The sequence below is a fragment of the Chryseobacterium sp. AC417 genome (assembly GCF_979258215.1).
Genome location: NZ_OZ409845.1, coordinates 1,432,774 through 1,449,960 on the forward strand (window position 1 = coordinate 1,432,774; position 17,187 = coordinate 1,449,960).

The 17,187-nt window shown below is 36.1% G+C and carries 15 protein-coding genes; 1 reads left to right on the forward strand and 14 read right to left on the reverse strand.

All coding sequences use genetic code 11. From position 1 onward, the window contains the following. Entirely contained in the window at nucleotides 1-1,173 is a 1,173-nt protein-coding gene (locus ACZZ9T_RS06975) for a Pycsar system effector family protein (protein ID WP_463441461.1), read from the forward strand. Between the two features lie 9 nt (nucleotides 1,174-1,182). On the opposite strand, the gene ACZZ9T_RS06980 is transcribed toward ACZZ9T_RS06975, so the two are convergent. From ACZZ9T_RS06980 to ACZZ9T_RS07045, 14 genes are all read right to left on the reverse strand, one after another. Beyond that, complete coding sequence (locus ACZZ9T_RS06980; protein WP_463441462.1) at nucleotides 1,183-3,486, reverse strand: GAF domain-containing protein; 2,304 nt, start codon at nucleotides 3,484-3,486, stop codon at nucleotides 1,183-1,185. Between the two features lie 167 nt (nucleotides 3,487-3,653). Next, nucleotides 3,654-4,181, reverse strand: coding sequence for a hypothetical protein (locus ACZZ9T_RS06985; protein ID WP_463441463.1), 528 nt, complete (start codon nucleotides 4,179-4,181; stop codon nucleotides 3,654-3,656). Between the two features lie 244 nt (nucleotides 4,182-4,425). Beyond that, nucleotides 4,426-5,811, reverse strand: coding sequence for an NADH-quinone oxidoreductase subunit N (locus ACZZ9T_RS06990; protein WP_463441464.1), 1,386 nt, complete (start codon nucleotides 5,809-5,811; stop codon nucleotides 4,426-4,428). Nucleotides 5,812-5,969: 158 nt separating this feature from the next. After that, nucleotides 5,970-7,463 (reverse strand): complex I subunit 4 family protein, encoded by a 1,494-nt coding sequence (locus ACZZ9T_RS06995; protein ID WP_463441465.1) that lies wholly within the window; start codon nucleotides 7,461-7,463, stop codon nucleotides 5,970-5,972. After that, nucleotides 7,463-9,376, reverse strand: coding sequence for an NADH-quinone oxidoreductase subunit L (gene nuoL / locus ACZZ9T_RS07000; protein ID WP_463441466.1), 1,914 nt, complete (start codon nucleotides 9,374-9,376; stop codon nucleotides 7,463-7,465). Before nuoL ends, ACZZ9T_RS06995 begins: the two co-directional genes overlap by 1 nt. Before the next feature lie 3 nt (nucleotides 9,377-9,379). Next, a complete protein-coding gene (gene nuoK / locus ACZZ9T_RS07005) occupies nucleotides 9,380-9,709 on the reverse strand; it encodes an NADH-quinone oxidoreductase subunit NuoK (RefSeq protein ID WP_047447237.1) in 330 nt (109 codons plus the stop codon). Between the two features lie 3 nt (nucleotides 9,710-9,712). Next, complete coding sequence (locus ACZZ9T_RS07010) at nucleotides 9,713-10,210, reverse strand: NADH-quinone oxidoreductase subunit J family protein (RefSeq protein WP_242804485.1); 498 nt, start codon at nucleotides 10,208-10,210, stop codon at nucleotides 9,713-9,715. After that, nucleotides 10,210-10,767: a NuoI/complex I 23 kDa subunit family protein gene (locus tag ACZZ9T_RS07015; protein ID WP_463430769.1), complete on the reverse strand. Its 558-nt coding sequence runs from the start codon at nucleotides 10,765-10,767 to the stop codon at nucleotides 10,210-10,212. The genes ACZZ9T_RS07010 and ACZZ9T_RS07015 overlap by 1 nt, the downstream gene beginning before the upstream one ends. 63 nt (nucleotides 10,768-10,830) lie before the next feature. Further along, on the reverse strand, nucleotides 10,831-11,892 hold the full coding sequence (gene nuoH / locus ACZZ9T_RS07020) for an NADH-quinone oxidoreductase subunit NuoH (protein WP_463430770.1): 1,062 nt from the start codon (nucleotides 11,890-11,892) through the stop codon (nucleotides 10,831-10,833). Nucleotides 11,893-11,980: 88 nt separating this feature from the next. Further along, nucleotides 11,981-12,979: an NADH-quinone oxidoreductase subunit G gene (locus ACZZ9T_RS07025; protein ID WP_463441467.1), complete on the reverse strand. Its 999-nt coding sequence runs from the start codon at nucleotides 12,977-12,979 to the stop codon at nucleotides 11,981-11,983. A 55-nt stretch (nucleotides 12,980-13,034) separates the two neighbouring features. Beyond that, nucleotides 13,035-13,871 carry a hypothetical protein gene (locus tag ACZZ9T_RS07030; protein ID WP_463441468.1) on the reverse strand — a complete coding sequence of 279 codons (837 nt, stop codon included), beginning with the start codon at nucleotides 13,869-13,871 and terminating at the stop codon, nucleotides 13,035-13,037. A gap of 14 nt (nucleotides 13,872-13,885) precedes the next feature. Further along, the gene (gene nuoF / locus ACZZ9T_RS07035; RefSeq protein ID WP_463441469.1) at nucleotides 13,886-15,241 is read right to left on the reverse strand and encodes an NADH-quinone oxidoreductase subunit NuoF; all 1,356 of its coding nucleotides are present in this window, start codon (nucleotides 15,239-15,241) and stop codon (nucleotides 13,886-13,888) included. Nucleotides 15,242-15,327: 86 nt separating this feature from the next. Next, nucleotides 15,328-15,837 (reverse strand): NADH-quinone oxidoreductase subunit NuoE family protein, encoded by a 510-nt coding sequence (locus ACZZ9T_RS07040; RefSeq protein WP_463441470.1) that lies wholly within the window; start codon nucleotides 15,835-15,837, stop codon nucleotides 15,328-15,330. Nucleotides 15,838-15,958: 121 nt separating this feature from the next. Further along, nucleotides 15,959-17,182, reverse strand: coding sequence for an NADH-quinone oxidoreductase subunit D (locus ACZZ9T_RS07045; RefSeq protein WP_463430778.1), 1,224 nt, complete (start codon nucleotides 17,180-17,182; stop codon nucleotides 15,959-15,961). Nucleotides 17,183-17,187: the final 5 nt, after the last annotated feature.

The following is a 17,187-nucleotide window of genomic DNA, read 5'->3' on the forward strand; positions in this document are numbered from 1 at the left end:
ATGACCATTTTAGAACGCGCTAAAAATCATGTAGAAAACTTATTCAAAGATAAGTTATCTTCTGTATATTTTTATCATAATTTTATTCATACCACTTTTGCAGTTCAGAAAGCAGAGGAAATTATGAATCATACCAATGTTTCTGATGAAGAGCGTGAGAGAGTTCTACTTGCACTGTGGTTTCATGATGTAGGTTTTACAGACTGCAAAGCCGAAGGTCATGAAGATAGAGGGGTAGTTCTAATGAAAGAATTTCTTGCATCCGAAAATGTTTCTGATCAATATATTAAAGATGTTTCTCAACTGATTCTTTCTACGGAAAAATATTACAAGCCTCAAAACCTTTTGGAAGAAATAATGAAAGATGCGGATTTTAGTCATTTTTCGAGTCCGTTTTACAATGACACTGCAGAAGCTTTACGAAAAGAGTGGGAACTTACCGGTGGGATGTGTTTTTCAAATGAAGAATGGCATAAAATGAATGTAGATTTTCTGAAAAACAAGCACCGTTATTTTACAGAATATGCTCAGAAAAATTGGGAACCTTTGAAGATGAAAAACATAAAAAAACTGGAAAAAAGTTTCGATAAAGAAGAAAAACCTAAAAAAGAAAATTCTGATTCCAAAAAAGATAAAGACTCAAAATCTGACAGAAGCGTAGACACACTTTTTCGGGTTACATTGAACAATCATACAAGATTAAGTGATATTGCAGACAGCAAAGCAAATATTTTATTGTCTGTGAATGCAATCATCATTTCAGTTTGTCTTTCTGTTTTGGTTCCTAAATTAGATACACCGAAAAATGCCCATTTGATTATTCCGACATTTTTTCTGTTGATTTCGAGTGTTTTAACGATTATTTTTGCCATTCTTTCTACAAAACCGAATGTCACCAAAACAACGTTTACCGATAAGGATATCGCAGATCGAAAAGTTAACCTTCTGTTCTTCGGAAATTTTCATAAGATGGAATTTGGCAAGTACCTCAGTGCGATGCATGATTTGATCAAGGACAGAGATTATATTTATGATTCTATGGTAAAAGATCTTTACTTCCTGGGGAAAGTTTTAGACAGAAAATACAAGCTTCTGTCGATTACCTACAAAATTTTCATGGCAGGAATTATTATTTCTGTGCTTTCTTTTGCTTATGCTTTTCTTAGATTGTGATTGTAGAATCTAAACAAAAGAAACTCTCAAAGCCAATAATCCCGTAATTCCCTGCAGATCTTCAACTCTTAGAAATTCAACATCAGCTTTCAGTACATTTTGCTTTTGAAGTCGGTTGATGTATTGTAAATATTCGCGTTGATTTTCCATCCCGAAATAAACGATGGTGATTTTTCCGGGGCAGGTAATTCTTTCTGTAGAATCTTTGATGTGGGCTTTCTCCAGCCTTTTTTTGATGATTTCAAAATTTGAATTAAAAGCTCCGTCTACGTCAAAACGTTTTTCATCCATTCGGAAACGAATGTCTATTTTTTCGTTATAAACAAAAATCAATGAAGCAATATCAAGCGAAATCGGAAGATCTTTTTTAAACAAATGAAATTCCTGTTCCATCGTGCAAATGGTTTCCAGCTGCCAATATCTCAACTCGTGAACAACTTTTGCAGAGTACGGTAATTCCGGAGCGATGTTGTGACCGATGTAAAGATTGTGCTCTACGCCATCAGATTTAAACCTTTCAAAATAATGCGGAAAAATCTCCTGAGCAATGACCTGTTTTTGGTCTAGAATATCTGCCAGTTTGCGATTGAGAAGCGTAATAGAATCGTCTAAATTTTTCCTGTTGGCATAAAAAAGATCATTTTGAGTAAAAACCTGACTGAAATATTTTTTGATTTTATCTTTAATAATTTCATCACTTTTTATTTCAAGCTGACCTTGCAGAAAAGGATGAATCTCTTCACGCAAAAGTCTTTGAAAACGCTGTTCTGTATCTGCTTTTATTTCGTTATTCAATTCGTTTTCAAAAATATCCAAAGCTAAAGAATACTTTTCTGCATCTGAAGAACTCAGTAACGACATGACTTCCTGAAGTCCGTCCATTTGCTGGTTAATATCTTCAAGCATCAGTTTGAAACGTTTGTCTGATGACGAACGAATATCTGAAAAGCTGAACAAAGGAGTGAGATTTTTAAACGAAATCTCTTTTAAAGTATATATTTTTTTCGATAAATAAGCATTAAAATAACGTTCAGCTTCATTTCTGAACTTCCAGATAACGCTGTCGTGAATCGTGGTGTATTCGCGCTGAATAATGGCTTCAATCTGATTGTTTCTTTCGTAAGAAAATCTACTGAGAGAGAAAATGATCATGTCTGCAACGAACTCCAGTTTTTTAAGTTTCAACCCATTCAAACTATTGGCTATCGGTGAAGTAAACTCCATCATCGCAAGAAGTTCGTTGTCTTTCATAATCGGAATGACCATGAAGCTGTTGATGTTGTGATCTTTTAAAATGCTGAAAGACGGAAGTTTTTTGATCTCCTCATCAAGTTTATCTACATTGGAAACGACAACAGGTTTTGAGTTGTAACTGATGTTCTCAAAAGCAGTTTTTCGTACTTCCTCGTCGAAAGTATTGATCCAGAAATCAAGAAGATAATTGGTGAAAATACTCTCATAAATAGGAAGTTTTTCAAGCCTTTTATTTTTAGTATTAAAAAGCATTAAACCGAAATTAAGGTCGGCAACGTCGAAGTAGGACTTGAAAATTTCTTTCAGGTTTTCGTCGGGAGTAGGATTTTCAAGATCTATTTTAATCATACTCGATTTCAGATCAGACAATGCAACTTCGGACGTACAGTCGACCAGTGAAATTATGCTGAATCCGTTTAAAATCCAAGATTCTGATGGGAAATATTTTTTCCAAAGCGGTAAATCGTCTAAATTTTCCAGAAGCATATCCAGAACTTCATCAGACGGTATTTTTGTGCCTTCTGCGGGATAAACGTCACTGAAATCTGAATTGACTGTAATTTTATAATGCTTCATGATCCCCTGTTTGTCGGGAATGTCGTAATAGAACGGTATGGTAAGTTTAACTTCTTTTTTCAGGTAAGTCTGCAAAATCAGGCAACAGCAGAACACATAATATTCGTCGTCGCTGATGTCCCGGAATTCAATTTCGAAATTTTTTCCGGCATCATTTAAAATACTTTGAAACCTTTCGGTATAATTGAAGGTAAGATTGGTCAACGGAACTCCTGCAGCTTTTATTTCATTTCTCGTCAATCCGGTAGGGAATAGATCTGCCAAAAGTAGTCTGATGAGATCTTTATGTTTTTCAAACACCAAAAGATCCTGAAAACCATCTCGTAATTCTTTAAAATTCTTGGTTTTTTCAATCAGAGATTCTGCATAGTTTGCACGGTATTCTAAACGGTCATTGTAGCGAATATGCTCCAGCACATCCAAATATTTTCTGAACGATATAAAAACCTGAAACGGACTTTCTTTCTTGTAAAAATTCGACAAAATCTGAAAAAAATTGTGGAGGTAAAGGTATGAAAACGGTAAGTTATTTTAGGTGTTTGGCAGATGGAAATTTTGGTGAATTATTTTTAGGTCAGACTTCAAAAATAAATATCTTTATAAAATGAAATCGTAAACATTCGTGCGGCAGCGGGAAATACGTCGTAAAATTATTTATCTATATTAACTTTTTTATTAATTTTCCCTTTAGCATCATAATAGAACCATACTCCTATTTCTTTATTTTTCTTATAATTACCTTTTACTTTTATTTGACCGTTTATATAGTATTCATAATATTTTCCACATTTTTGTTCTTCTATTTCGCCTTCATCATCTACATCACCACAAATAAAATATCTTCTCTTTACCTTTTTTACATTATAATCATAAAATTCAAGCTCCTCTAAACAGTTACGATAATTGTTACAATAAAGTACTCTTTTTATAATATTATCGTTAAAATCTCTAAAGTCTAGATACACTAATTTATTATTTTCATAGTATCTGTACTCCATACCATCATAGGATTTATATTTTCCCCATCCTGTAAAATCATTACCTGTTTTTTTTTCCACAACTCTAAAAAGATCATTATTAGCATTATAATATAATGATAACAGGTTGTTCTCAATTGTATCCTTTTTCTGACTAAAGAAAAACATGGGATAAAAAGTCATTATTAGTAAAAATCTCATATTCATTGTTTATCTAAATTAACTTATCCCATTGTCACTGTGTACTTGTTCCGTGTGGTCCTATTATTAAATCAAATATTATATTTTATAAAGATAAAAAATATGTTTAATCTTTTTTTCAGGGAGGGCAGTTGTTAAGGAATGAAATTATTAAAGAAGAAGATAGTAGAAATTAAAGAGAATTCTAAAACAAAAACCTTTCAAAATAAATTGAAAGGCTGAGTATATTTTTTAGAGTTGATTTTTACAATCCGAATTGCTTCGCAAACAGATCAGGGAAAACTCCAAGTACAACTAAAGAAGCAATGATCACTACTGCCACAACATTGTAAGTAATCGTTACTTTTTCTGCAGTTTTGAAAGTGCTTTCTTTAAAGAAGAACATCGCAATAATTAATCTTAAATAATAAGCAATAGAAATTGCCGAACCTAGAACTGCTACAATGACTAAGAAAGTATTGTCATCTTTTGTCAATGCCTGAGCAAACAATGAGAATTTACCCATAAAACCTGCCGTCAAAGGAATTCCCGCCATTGATAATAAAGAGATGGTTGCTACAACAGCCAATAACGGTTCTGTTTTTGCCAATCCTTTGAAAGCTCCGAAAGAGGTTTCTCTTTTTATTTTTTCTACCCATATCAGACACATAAAAACTCCAACCGTAGAAAGTGAGTAAGCGAATAAGTAAAATGCTAATGTATACGTAGAAAGGGCGTTCATTCCGAAGAAAACCAAACCGATATATCCTGCGTGAGAAACTGATGAGTACGCCAACATTCTTTTTGCATTGGTTTGAGCCAGTCCCATTACATTCGCAAGAACCAAAGTGATGATCAGGAATACTCCAAGAATATTGATCCATTCAGCAGTTACGCCAGAGAATCCGATGGTCATTAATCTGAACAGTGCAAAGAAACCGGAGATTTTCACTACACTCGCCATGAACGCCGTAATCAGTGAAGGCGAACCTGCATAAACATCAGGACTCCACATATGAAACGGTGCCAAAGCAACTTTGAATGACATTGCACAAAGCATTAAAATAACTCCTAAAATCAACATGATGTTTTTAGGGTTGGTTTCCGTAAATTCCTGAATTTTATATAAATCAAAAGTTCCTGTACTTCCATAGATAAATGCGATACCAAACAACAAGAAACCTGTTGCAAATGCACCCATCAGGAAGTATTTAATAGAAGCTTCGTTTGATCTTAAATCTGTTTTGTTCGCTCCTGCCATTACGTACAACGGAATAGAAAGAATCTCAATACCTAAGAATAAAGTCACTAAGTTTTGGAAACCGAAAAGGATAATCCCGCCACAAAGAGCAAAAAGCATCAAAGCATACAATTCTGACTGATGACTTCTGTGATTGCTAAACGCAAAACCTCCCAGGAAGAACAGCAGCAAAGTTGTTACTATAGATATTTTTGTGAATAAAGCGGTATTAAGACTGTATTCATACATGTGTCTGTACTGCGCAAAAAATGAAGCTTCAGGTAAGAAACTCACATACAAGGCAATGATTAATCCAAAAACACCAATGTATCTTGCGAGTTTTCCTTGCTCAAAAACTCCTGAAAATAACGCAGCAACTGCAGTTAGGAAAACAATAATTAAAACACTCATAATTTATATTTGAGATTGGAGATCGAAAGGTTTAAAGGTAAAGTTGTTTGTTTAAGTTTAAAGTTGTCAGAATACAGTCTTTAAAATCTTAATCTATTATCTTTTCTCTTTAATCTATACGCTCTCTGAATAATTCTTAATCTTTTACTATTTAAATTTTAGTTAATCATTGAAGTGTAAATAAACTTCAGTGAACTACTTACCATATCAATGACCGGCTGAGGAAAAACTCCTAATACAATGACAAATACTGCAATACTAGCCAATACCGAAAATTCTACTGCCGATAAATCTTTTGCTGTGCTTAAGACTGCTTCGTCTCCCTGTCCGAACATTGCTTTTCCGTAGAATCTTAAAAGATAAACTGCGCAAAGAATAACGGTAAGACCTGCAATTACAGAAGCCAATACATTAAAATCAAAGATCGATTTAATCAAAATAAATTCTCCGATAAAACCATTGGTTAATGGAACGCCCATTGATCCTAATATGATAATCAGAAACAAAACGGCAAACTTAGGAGCGACTTTCGCCAAACCTCCCATCTGTCTGATGTCTCTAGATTTAAATCTTTTATATAAAATATCAGCACAGAAGAATAAACCAGCCACGTTGATACCGTGAGCAAATGTCTGTACCAAAGCTCCTTCAGCTCCTTCGATGGTAAATGTTCCTCTTAAAGTAAGAACCGCTGATGAGAAAATACCTGCCACCATCAATCCAACGTGAGAGAAAGAAGAATATGCAATGATTCTCTTCATATCGGTCTGCACAATTGCGATTAATGCTCCGTGCACAATTCCTACAATTGCTAAAATGATTACGATTTGTCCGGAAATTCCGAAAATTGCCGTTGGCGTAATCGGAATTAAGTAACGAAGTACACCGTAGATTGCCATTTTAAGCATAATCCCTGATAACAACATCGATCCCTGAGTAGGAGAGTAGGTATAAGTATCCGGCTGCCAGGTATGAAATGGGAAAACCGGAAGTTTAACTGCAAATGCAAAGAAGATAAACCAGAAAACAACGATTTGCTGAGTTTCGCCAAGGTCTGCGTTATACAAATCTGTTAAAGCAAATGATGCTGAATGGTTGTAAACGTAGATTAAACCTGCCAACATAAACAAAGATCCTACGAAAGTATACACGAAGAATTTTGTAGTGAACTCCAGTCTTTTGTTTTCCTGACCCCAAAGTGCAGCGATAAACCAGATCGGAATCAAAGTTACTTCCCAGAAAATGTAAAACAACAATCCGTCTAAAGCGGTGAAAACACCAACCAATCCGAACTGCATCAGCAAAATCAGACCGTAGAAAGAATTTTTATAGCTTACATTTTCGTTGAAAGATGAAAGAATAATGATCGGCATCAAAATATTGGTCAACAGTAAAAGAAGCAAACTCATCCCGTCAATTCCGAAATGAAGTTTACTTTTTATAAATTGCGACCAAGGCTCGTTAATCTCGTACTGCAATACGCTGTCTACGGTCGGATTAAAATCAAAATCCGAAACAACATAAAAGGTAAGCAGCATTTGAATCAAAGCAATTCCTAATGCCAGGTATTTGCTGGAAGTATTCCTCCATGCAAAGACCAATCCCGAACCTACTAGAGGTAAAAGTAATAATGTTAATAGTAAATAAGACATTATTGTAATATAAAGTTAACAATTAATATAATTCCCACAGCTAAAGACATGATCAGAATGTAGTTTTCTACATTTCCGTTCTGTATACGCTTCATCGATCTTCCGCTGTCTTCAGCGCCTTCTCCCACGTAGTCTACAAAACGATCCAGAACGCCTTTATCAAACATTTTTCCGCCACGTCCCAGTCCTTCAACAGTTTTTACAATCAATGCATTGTAAAGTTCGTCAACGTACAGTTTCTTAGCAGAAAGTTTTTCCCATCCTGTATAATCGTCTTCAGCGATAGCTCTCTTTTTCTTATTTACATAAGTGTTTTTCACAATAAACCAAACCGAGAAGAACATCAGAACCGTTGCTCCTAAAAGGATCATCTCGGTATTAAAGTCAACTCCGGAAAGAGTAGTTTCCATTTGGTTATAACTTTCTTCAGTAAGAACCGGTTTTAACCATTCCATTAATTTAGCATAATGACCGTGACCGATAAAGTGAGGAAGATTAATAAAACCTCCAACCACTGAAAGGGCAGCCAATACGATTAATGGTAAAGTCATGTTTAATGGACTTTCGTGTAAATGATGTTTCTGTTCTTCTGTTCCTCTGAACTCTCCGTGGAAAGTCAGGTAATACAATCTGAACATATAGGTTGCAGTAACAGCCGCTAAGATGAATAACATCACCCAGTAAATCGGGTTTTTAGCATAAGCCGCTACTAAAATTTCGTCTTTTGAAATCATTCCGGATAATAAAGGGAATCCTGAGATTGCCAATGTACCGATCAGGAAAGTCGCATGCGTAATAGGAATGTATTTTTTCAAACCTCCCATGAAACGCATATCCTGTTCGTTGCTCATTGCGTGGATTACAGAACCTGCACCCAGGAATAACAAAGCTTTAAAGAAAGCATGCGTCATTACGTGGAACATTGCCGTTGTATAAGCTCCCAAACCTAAAGCAATGAACATAAAACCAAGCTGTGAAACCGTAGAATAAGCCAATACTTTTTTGATATCGTTCTGACGAAGCGCATAGAAACCAGCCAATGATGCAGTTAAGAATCCAATTAATAAAATTCCGTCTTGTACGGTTGGTGCTAAAGTAAATAAGAAGTTTGATCTTACCACCAAATAAATACCCGCCGTTACCATCGTTGCTGCGTGAATCAATGCAGAAACCGGAGTAGGACCAGCCATCGCATCAGGTAACCAAGTATATAAAGGAACCTGAGCAGATTTTCCGGTAGCACCGATAAATAAACTTGATGTAATGAATATAATGATTGTTCCGTCTAATTCAAATTTTCCTGCGTTCTGAGCAACAGTTAAGTAATCAACTGCGTTTGTTTGAGAGGCAATCATAAAGATTCCGATCAACAAAGCAAGGTCACCAATTCTGTTCATGATGAAAGCTTTTCTTGCTGCTTTCCCATATTCTTCGTTCGTGTACCAGAAACCAATCAATAAGTAAGAACATAAACCTACCCCTTCCCATCCGATGAATAAGATTAAGTAGTTGCTTCCCATGACCAAAAGTAACATGGAGAAGATAAATAGATTTAAATAAGTAAAAAACTTGTAGAAACCTTTATCATGGCTCATATATCCGATAGAGTAGAGGTGAATCAAAGATCCAATTCCTGTGATGACCATAATCATCATTAATGAAAGTTGATCAATCTGGAAACCGAAGTTGATTTGAATTCCGTTTACTCTAAACCATTCAAAAGCTTTTACGATAACGGGCTGGCTTTCAGAATCGAAATTCAGAAATAAGCTTACCGCAATACAGAAAGATCCGAAAACAGCAATTGTAGCCAAGCTTCCAACCACTATTTTTGGAAGATTTTTCCCGAATAAACCGTTAATAAGAAAACCTAAAAGTGGTAAAAGTATTATTGCATACACTAAATTCTCCATTCTTTATCCTCTTAATTTATTAAATATACTTACATCCACAGAACGGGTATTTCTATAAAGCATCGCAATAATTGCCAAACCTACAGCAACTTCTGCAGCAGCAACCACCATAATGAAGAAAACTAAAAGTTGCCCGTCACTGTTCCCGTTGTACGCTGAAAATGCAGCCAGCAAAAGGTTTACAGAATTCAGCATAAGCTCCACACAACCCAAAATTACAATCGCGTTTTTTCTCAGCAATACTCCCAAAACCCCAAGACAGAATAATACTGACGAAAGGATAATGAAATATTCCAGAGGGACGCTTTGCATAAAAGTATTTACTTCTCCCATAATTTATAAATCTTTTTTACCGATTAATACCGCACCTACAATACCTGCTAAAATCAGGATGGAAGCAAGCTCAAACGGCAAAACATATTCGTTGAATAAAAGTCTTCCCAGATTCTTGGTAAGACCAACGCCTTTATCTACATTTTCTACAACCAAATGTTTCTCCTGAACTCCTCTGAAAACACCTAAAACCCCAATTAATAAAAGACCTGCAGTAAAAACTCCAACAAACTTTAAAGTATTGTTCTTCTTACTTTCGTCTTCTTTATTAAGGTTAAGCATCATCAGGATGTAAAGGAATAAAACCATTATTGCACCTGCGTAAACGATGATCTGTATGATGGCCAGGAACTGAGCATTCAGAAGAATGTACATTCCGGCTATTGAAAACATTGTAACAATTAATGACAGAATAGCATAGAGAGGATTTCTCGCAAATACGAAGTAAACCGCACTTGACACTGCTAAAAACGCCACCAAGAAAAATAAAAACTGATCCATTATTTTACCGCATTTTTTTGTTTCTCGGACTGTCTTTCTGTGATGTCAATCCTTTCATTAATTTTTTCAACTAATTTATCTTTTCCGTAAATGAAAGAACCTCTGTTGGTTTCTACATCCACCAAACGGTCTGTAAGATAAATTGCAGATTTCGGACAAGCTTCTTCACACATTCCGCAGAAAATACATCTCAACATATTGATTTCATATACGGATGCATATTTTTCTTCTCTGTAAAGATCTTTTTCTTCTTTAGTTCTTTCGGCAGCAGTCATGGTGATTGCTTCAGCAGGACATGCGACTGCGCACAATCCGCAAGCTGTACATCTTTCTCTGCCTTCCTCATCTCTTTTCAAAACATGCTGACCTCTCCAGATATCTGCTCTCGGTTTCTGTACTTCCGGATAAGAATATACTGCAGGTGCGCCTTTTATAACGGTTCTCACAGCATGCTTAAAAGTAATCCCCATTCCTTTAAAAATCGCCGGAAGGTAGATTTTCTCAGAAAAGGTCATCTCTTTATTCGAAACAACTTTTGATCTGTTTGTAAGTTTCATTTATTTATAGATATTAGATGTTAGACCAATCTTGTCTGTTATCTTAATTTATATTCAATTTTTTTAATTTCCAAAAGCTAAAATTACTGCTCCTGTAATCATCAGATTAACCAATGCTAATGGAATCAAAGTTTTCCATCCTAAGTGCATCAACTGATCGTATCTGAATCTTGGTAACGTCCATCTGATCCACATAAAGATCAAAATTCCGACAATCGTTTTTGTTAAAAATGCTACAATGCTTAAAATTCCAGCTGCATTTTCTCCCCAGTTCTGAGTTACCCACTCAATTCCAGGATAATTGTAACCTCCGAAGAAAAGAACTACGATAAATGCGTTTGAAATAAACATGTTCACATATTCACCAAACATATACAATCCTAACTTCATTGAAGAATATTCTGTAGAATATCCTGTAACCAATTCAGATTCACATTCAGGTAAATCGAAAGGGTGACGGTTGGTTTCTGCCAAAGCCGCAACAAAGAAAATTAAAAATGCTAAAGGCTGATAAAGTATATTCCAGTTTAATCCGTCTATTTCAAAAAGTCCCCAGATTTTACCTGAAGTCTGAGTTTCGGTAATCACTTTTAAATCTAAACTTCCCGTCATCATGATAATAGAAAGCAAGGCTAAACCCATCGCCAATTCGTAAGAAATCATCTGCGAAGAAGCACGAATTGCACCTAATAATGAATATTTATTATTGGAAGCCCAACCTCCGATCATAATGCCGTAAACTCCGATAGAAGCCATACCGATGATGAATAGTACACCCACATCAATATTAGCCACTTGTAAATCGAAAGATTCACCACCAATATTCAAAGTTTTTCCCCAAGGAATAACGGCTCCGGTAATCAATGAAATAAACATCACCAATGCTGGTCCCAATACAAAAAGGAATCTTTCTGCATTTTGCGGAGTAAAATCTTCTTTAAAGAAAAATTTTCCACCATCTGCAAGAGGCTGCAGCAAACCGAATGGTCCTGATCTGTTAGGCCCGATTCTGTCCTGCATAATAGCCGCCACTTTTCTTTCTGCCCAAGTAGAGTAGGCCGCTATCGTTAATGATAACAGGAAAAGTGCCAGTACAAGTATTAATTTAAATGTAAGTAAATCCATTTTTTATTTGATATTAGATATGAGAAGTTAGAAATTAGAGGTTAGATTAAATCTGTTATCTAATGTCTGAAATCTGATGTCTTTAAAATTATTTTTCGTCTTTTTCGCTGATTTCTTTCGCCATCGGATTGTCTAAAACTCTTAATTCGTCTTTAGGCTTCTCGTAATGGTTCAATGAAATTACTGAATGTCTGTCGATATGTCTTGGACCTTCAATGTTCCAGTCGCTAAGGCTCTTTCTTTCGAAACGGCAAGTGTCACAGATGAATTCTTCGACTTCTCCCCACTGATCTTTTCTTGCAGTAACTCTTACCACTTCATCACCTTTCAAATATACAGTAGTTTTACCAGAGCACTTATCACATTTACAAGAAGCATTCATTGGTTTTGTAAACCAAACTCTGCTTGTAAAACGTGCAGTTCTGTCTGTTAATGCTCCAACCGGACAAACGTCGATTACGTTTCCGATGAAATCATTATCTAATGCTTTATTTAAATACGTTGAAATTTCAGCATGATCTCCTCTGAAAAGTATTCCGTGTTCACGCTCACCAGTCAGTTGATTTGCTGCCAGAACGCATCTTGCACACAAGATACAACGGTTCATATTCAGTTTGATATTAGGACCTAAGTCATCTGCATCATACGTATTTCTTTCGAAATCAGTTCTTGTGTCAGGATCTCCATATTCATATCCTAAATCCTGAAGATGACATTCTCCTGCCTGATCGCAAACCGGGCAATCTAACGGGTGATTCACCAATAAAAATTCGGTAACGGCTTTACGGCCTTCCTGTGCTTTATCAGAAGAAAGATTTTTCACTTCCATTCCGTCCATTACATTGGTTCTGCAACTTGCTACCAATTTCGGCATCGGTCGCGGATCTGCTTCTGAACCTTTAGAAACTTCCACCAAACACGTTCTGCATCTTCCTCCACTTGCTTCTAATTTGCTGTAATAACACATTGCAGGTGGTACAGATTTTCCTCCTATTTGTCTGGCTGCTTCTAAAATAGAAGTTCCGGGCAAAACTTCGGCAGTCTGTCCGTCTATCGTTATTTTAAATTTCTTAACCTCTTCGCTCATATTTTTTCGCTTTATATGCGGTAAGCAATAGTTCTATTTATTAATTAAAATCAAATTAATTTGACTTTTTTGTTGTATTAAAAGTATATCCGACTCCAAAATTGAATTGTGCATATACAAAATCCTGAGAAGCTTTATCTGGCTTGTTGTTCAGTGTCGTTTTAATATCCGGCATATTGATATATCCAAACTTTCCTTCTGCCTGAAGTACAATATGTTTAATGACTACCATACTTAAACCTGCTCTTGCATCCAATCCAAACCCGGCTAAATGAAATCTGTCACTTCTTTCATTTCCCATCAGTCTAACATTAGATTTAGGTAATAAAGCACCTAATCCAGCTCCATAACTCAGGAAGATATCAAGATGTTTTTTATCTAAAACGTTATGATACTTTTGAGCCCCGATATTGATGTAATTCAGACCATCAGTGTGTTCGAATGTTAAAAACTCTTCACTGCTTAAGTCTACTTTATCATCATTCACCATATCTGCATATTTAGGATCGTTGATGTACCCCTTTAAATTTACACTCTGGTTTTGATCCATCACATATTTCATATGATCCATTCCCAGGGTAATTCCAAAATTATCTTTCGGAAAATAGGTAATTCTATAATTAACCTGAGGAATCGTTATACTTCCCGGATTAAAATAGGTTCCCCAATCAAATTTGGTCTGTCTGTCATTTGCAACTACATTATCTAATTGAAAATCATACCCGTCGCCTTTAAAGCGAATATCTGATTTTGAATATTTTGCATTATTCCATCCCCAGAACACCATAAAGCTTCCTTTTTTGAAAACTCTGCTGTTTTCCTCCTGTTGTTGTCCTTTTAAATTAATAGAATTAAATCCGATTAATAATAAAAGAACGATAATTTTTTTCAATTTTTGAGACTCTATTAATTACTAGCTGCAACTGGGATAGGGTCTGCATAATTTGCCAATCCGTAGTTTTGTGTTTGACTTAATTCAGGATTTTTTACGTGCCATTCAAATTCATCTCTGAAGTGACGAATTGCTGCTGCAACGGGCCATGCTGCCGCATCACCTAAAGGACAAATAGTGTTTCCTTCAATTTTTCTCTGGATGTCCCAAAGTAGATCGATGTCTTCCATTTTTCCTTCTCCTTTTTCTATCTTCTTTAAAATCTTGTGCATCCATCCTGTTCCTTCACGGCATGGAGTACATTGTCCGCAACTTTCGTGGTGATAAAATCTTGCCAAAGTCATGGTGTGTTCTACAACACACTGGTCTTCGTCTAAAACAATAAAACCTCCTGAACCCATCATTGTTCCGGTAGCAAAACCACCGTCAGCAAGAGATTCATAGTTCATATATCTTGGTTCACCATTTACGGTTTTCAATAATAAGTTTGCAGGAACAATCGGAACCGAACTCCCTCCTGGAATACAAGCTTTTAGCTTTTTCCCGTTTGGAATTCCGCCACAATATTCATCAGAATATATGAATTCTTCAACCGTAATAGTCATGTCGATTTCGTAAACTCCTGGCTTATTGATATTTCCGCAGGCAGAAATCAATTTTGTACCTGTAGATCTCCCAACACCTATTTTAGCATACTCTGCTCCTGTAATGTCGATAATCGGAACAATTGCTGCGATAGATTCAACGTTATTTACAACAGTTGGTCTTTCCCAAAGTCCTTTTACAGCCGGGAAAGGTGGTTTTAATCTTGGGTTTCCTCTTTTGCCTTCAAGGGATTCAAGAAGTGCAGTTTCTTCGCCACAGATATAAGCGCCGCCACCTCTCTGAACATAAATTTCACAATCGAAACCAGTTCCCAAGATGTTTTTACCTAAAAATCCTGCTGCTTTAGCTTCTTCAATAGCTTCTTCCAAAATATCAGGAATCCATGAATATTCTCCACGGATGTAGATGTAAGAAACGTTTGACCCTAAACAATAGGATGAAATCAACATTCCCTCGATCAAAAGATGAGGAAGGAATTCCATTAAATATCGGTCTTTGAAAGTTCCAGGTTCAGATTCATCTGCATTTACGACCAAGTGTCTCGGCACGCCTTCCGGTTTTGCCAGAAAGCTCCACTTCATCCCTGTTGGGAAACCTGCGCCACCACGACCACGAAGACCTGAAACTTTTACTTCTTCAAGAATTTCATCAGGTGTCATTTTTAGGGCTTTTTCTGCTGCTCCATAACCTCCCTGTTTGCGGTAAGTTTCCAGATAGCGGATGCCTTCAATATGTGCGTCTTTAAGTAAAAGTTTTTTACTCATTTTTAATATGCTTTTAGCGAATGGCTTCTACACTTCGACAAGCTAAGTGTGACAGCTCTACTTTTTTTAATTAGTTTAAAATTTATTTAGCCCAAATCAACTTGTCCTTCTCTGCAAAGATCAAGGATTTCGTCTACTTTTTCTATGGTTAAATTTTCGTGATAAAACTTTCCTAACTGTAACATCGGAGCATATCCGCAAGCTCCCAGACATTCGGCAGGTTTCAATGTAAACATTCCGTCTGAAGTTGTTTCACCGTCTTTAATGTTAAGCTTTGTTCTGATATGGTCTAATATTTTTTCGCTTCCACATACCATACAAGGTCCGGTTCTGCATACTTCTAAAACATATTTACCGACAGGCTTCATATTGAACATGGTGTAGAAGGTTGCCACTTCATATACTTCAATTGGCTTAATACTCAATAATTCAGCAACATAATCCATTACAGGGACGTCTAACCAACCTCCAAATTCTTTCTGTGCTATATGAAGAACAGGAAGAAGAGCAGATTTTTGTTTTCCTTCAGGGTATCTAGCGATAATTTTATGTACCTGCTGTAAACTTTCCGGTTTAAAAGCTATTGTTTCGCTCATTTTTTTATCTAAGATTAAAGAGTAAGGAACAAAGAAAAAAGATTCTGAAGGTCCATTATTCTAAATTCGTATTTATATTGTTTGAAGAAAGTCTTTTGTCTTTCTTCTTTTATCTAATGTATTATGCGTCTAATTCTCCTGCAATAATATTCATGCTGCACATCGTAACGATTGCATCAGAAATCACAGCACCTGTAATCATTTCAGGATAAGCCTGATAATAGATGAAACATGGTCTTCTAAAGTGAAGTCTATAAGGTGTTCTTCCACCATCACTTACCAAATAGAATCCCAGTTCTCCGTTTCCTCCTTCAACAGCGTGGTATACTTCTCCTTTCGGAACATCAGTTTCTCCCATTACAATTTTGAAATGATAGATCAAAGCTTCCATTTTCTGATAAACATCCGCCTTTTCAGGAAGATAGAAGTCAGGTACATCCGCATGGAAATCTCCTTCTGGAAGATTATCGTAAGCCTGATTGATTATTTTTAATGATTCCCAGATTTCTTGCTGGCGAACCATGAATCTGTCATAAGTATCACCCGCCGTTCCTACAGGAATGATGAAATCAAAATCTTCGTAAGATGAATATGGTTCAGCAACTCTTACGTCATAATCTACACCGGCTGCACGTAGATTTGGACCTGTAAAACCATAGCTTAAAGCACGTTCAGCAGAAATTGCTCCTGCGCCAATAGTTCTGTCCATAAAGATTCTATTTCTCTCCAGCAGTTGTCCGAATTCAGCAAATCTCGCAGGGAAAGTTTTTAAGAAATCTTTTAATAATTCATGGAATTTTGGAGTGAAATCTCTTTCAAAGCCTCCGATTCTACCCATATTCGTAGTCATTCTAGCACCACAAATCTGCTCGTACATGTCGTAAATACGCTCTCTTTCGATAAACATATAAGTAAGACCTGTAATTGCACCTGCATCCATTCCGGTTACTCCGTTACAAATCAAATGGTCACCGATTCTTGCCAGTTCCATTAAAATAACGCGCATGTAATCTACACGCTTCGGAACTTTGATACCTAATAATTTTTCTACTGTCATGTGCCATCCTATATTGTTGATAGGGGCAGAACAGTAGTTCATACGGTCTGTAAGGGTAGTAATCTGAGCGTAGTTTCTTCTTTCAGAAATTTTCTCAAAAGCTCTGTGAATGTAACCAACCGTTTGCTCGGCATGAAGAATTCTTTCTCCATCCATTGTCAACACATTCTGGAAAATACCGTGTGTTGCAGGGTGCGTAGGACCCAGATTCAAGGTGTATAACTGCCCGTCAATCTGTTCTTTACTTTCGTGTTGGTTAAGTATATTAGATAATGAGTTATCTTTCATATTTT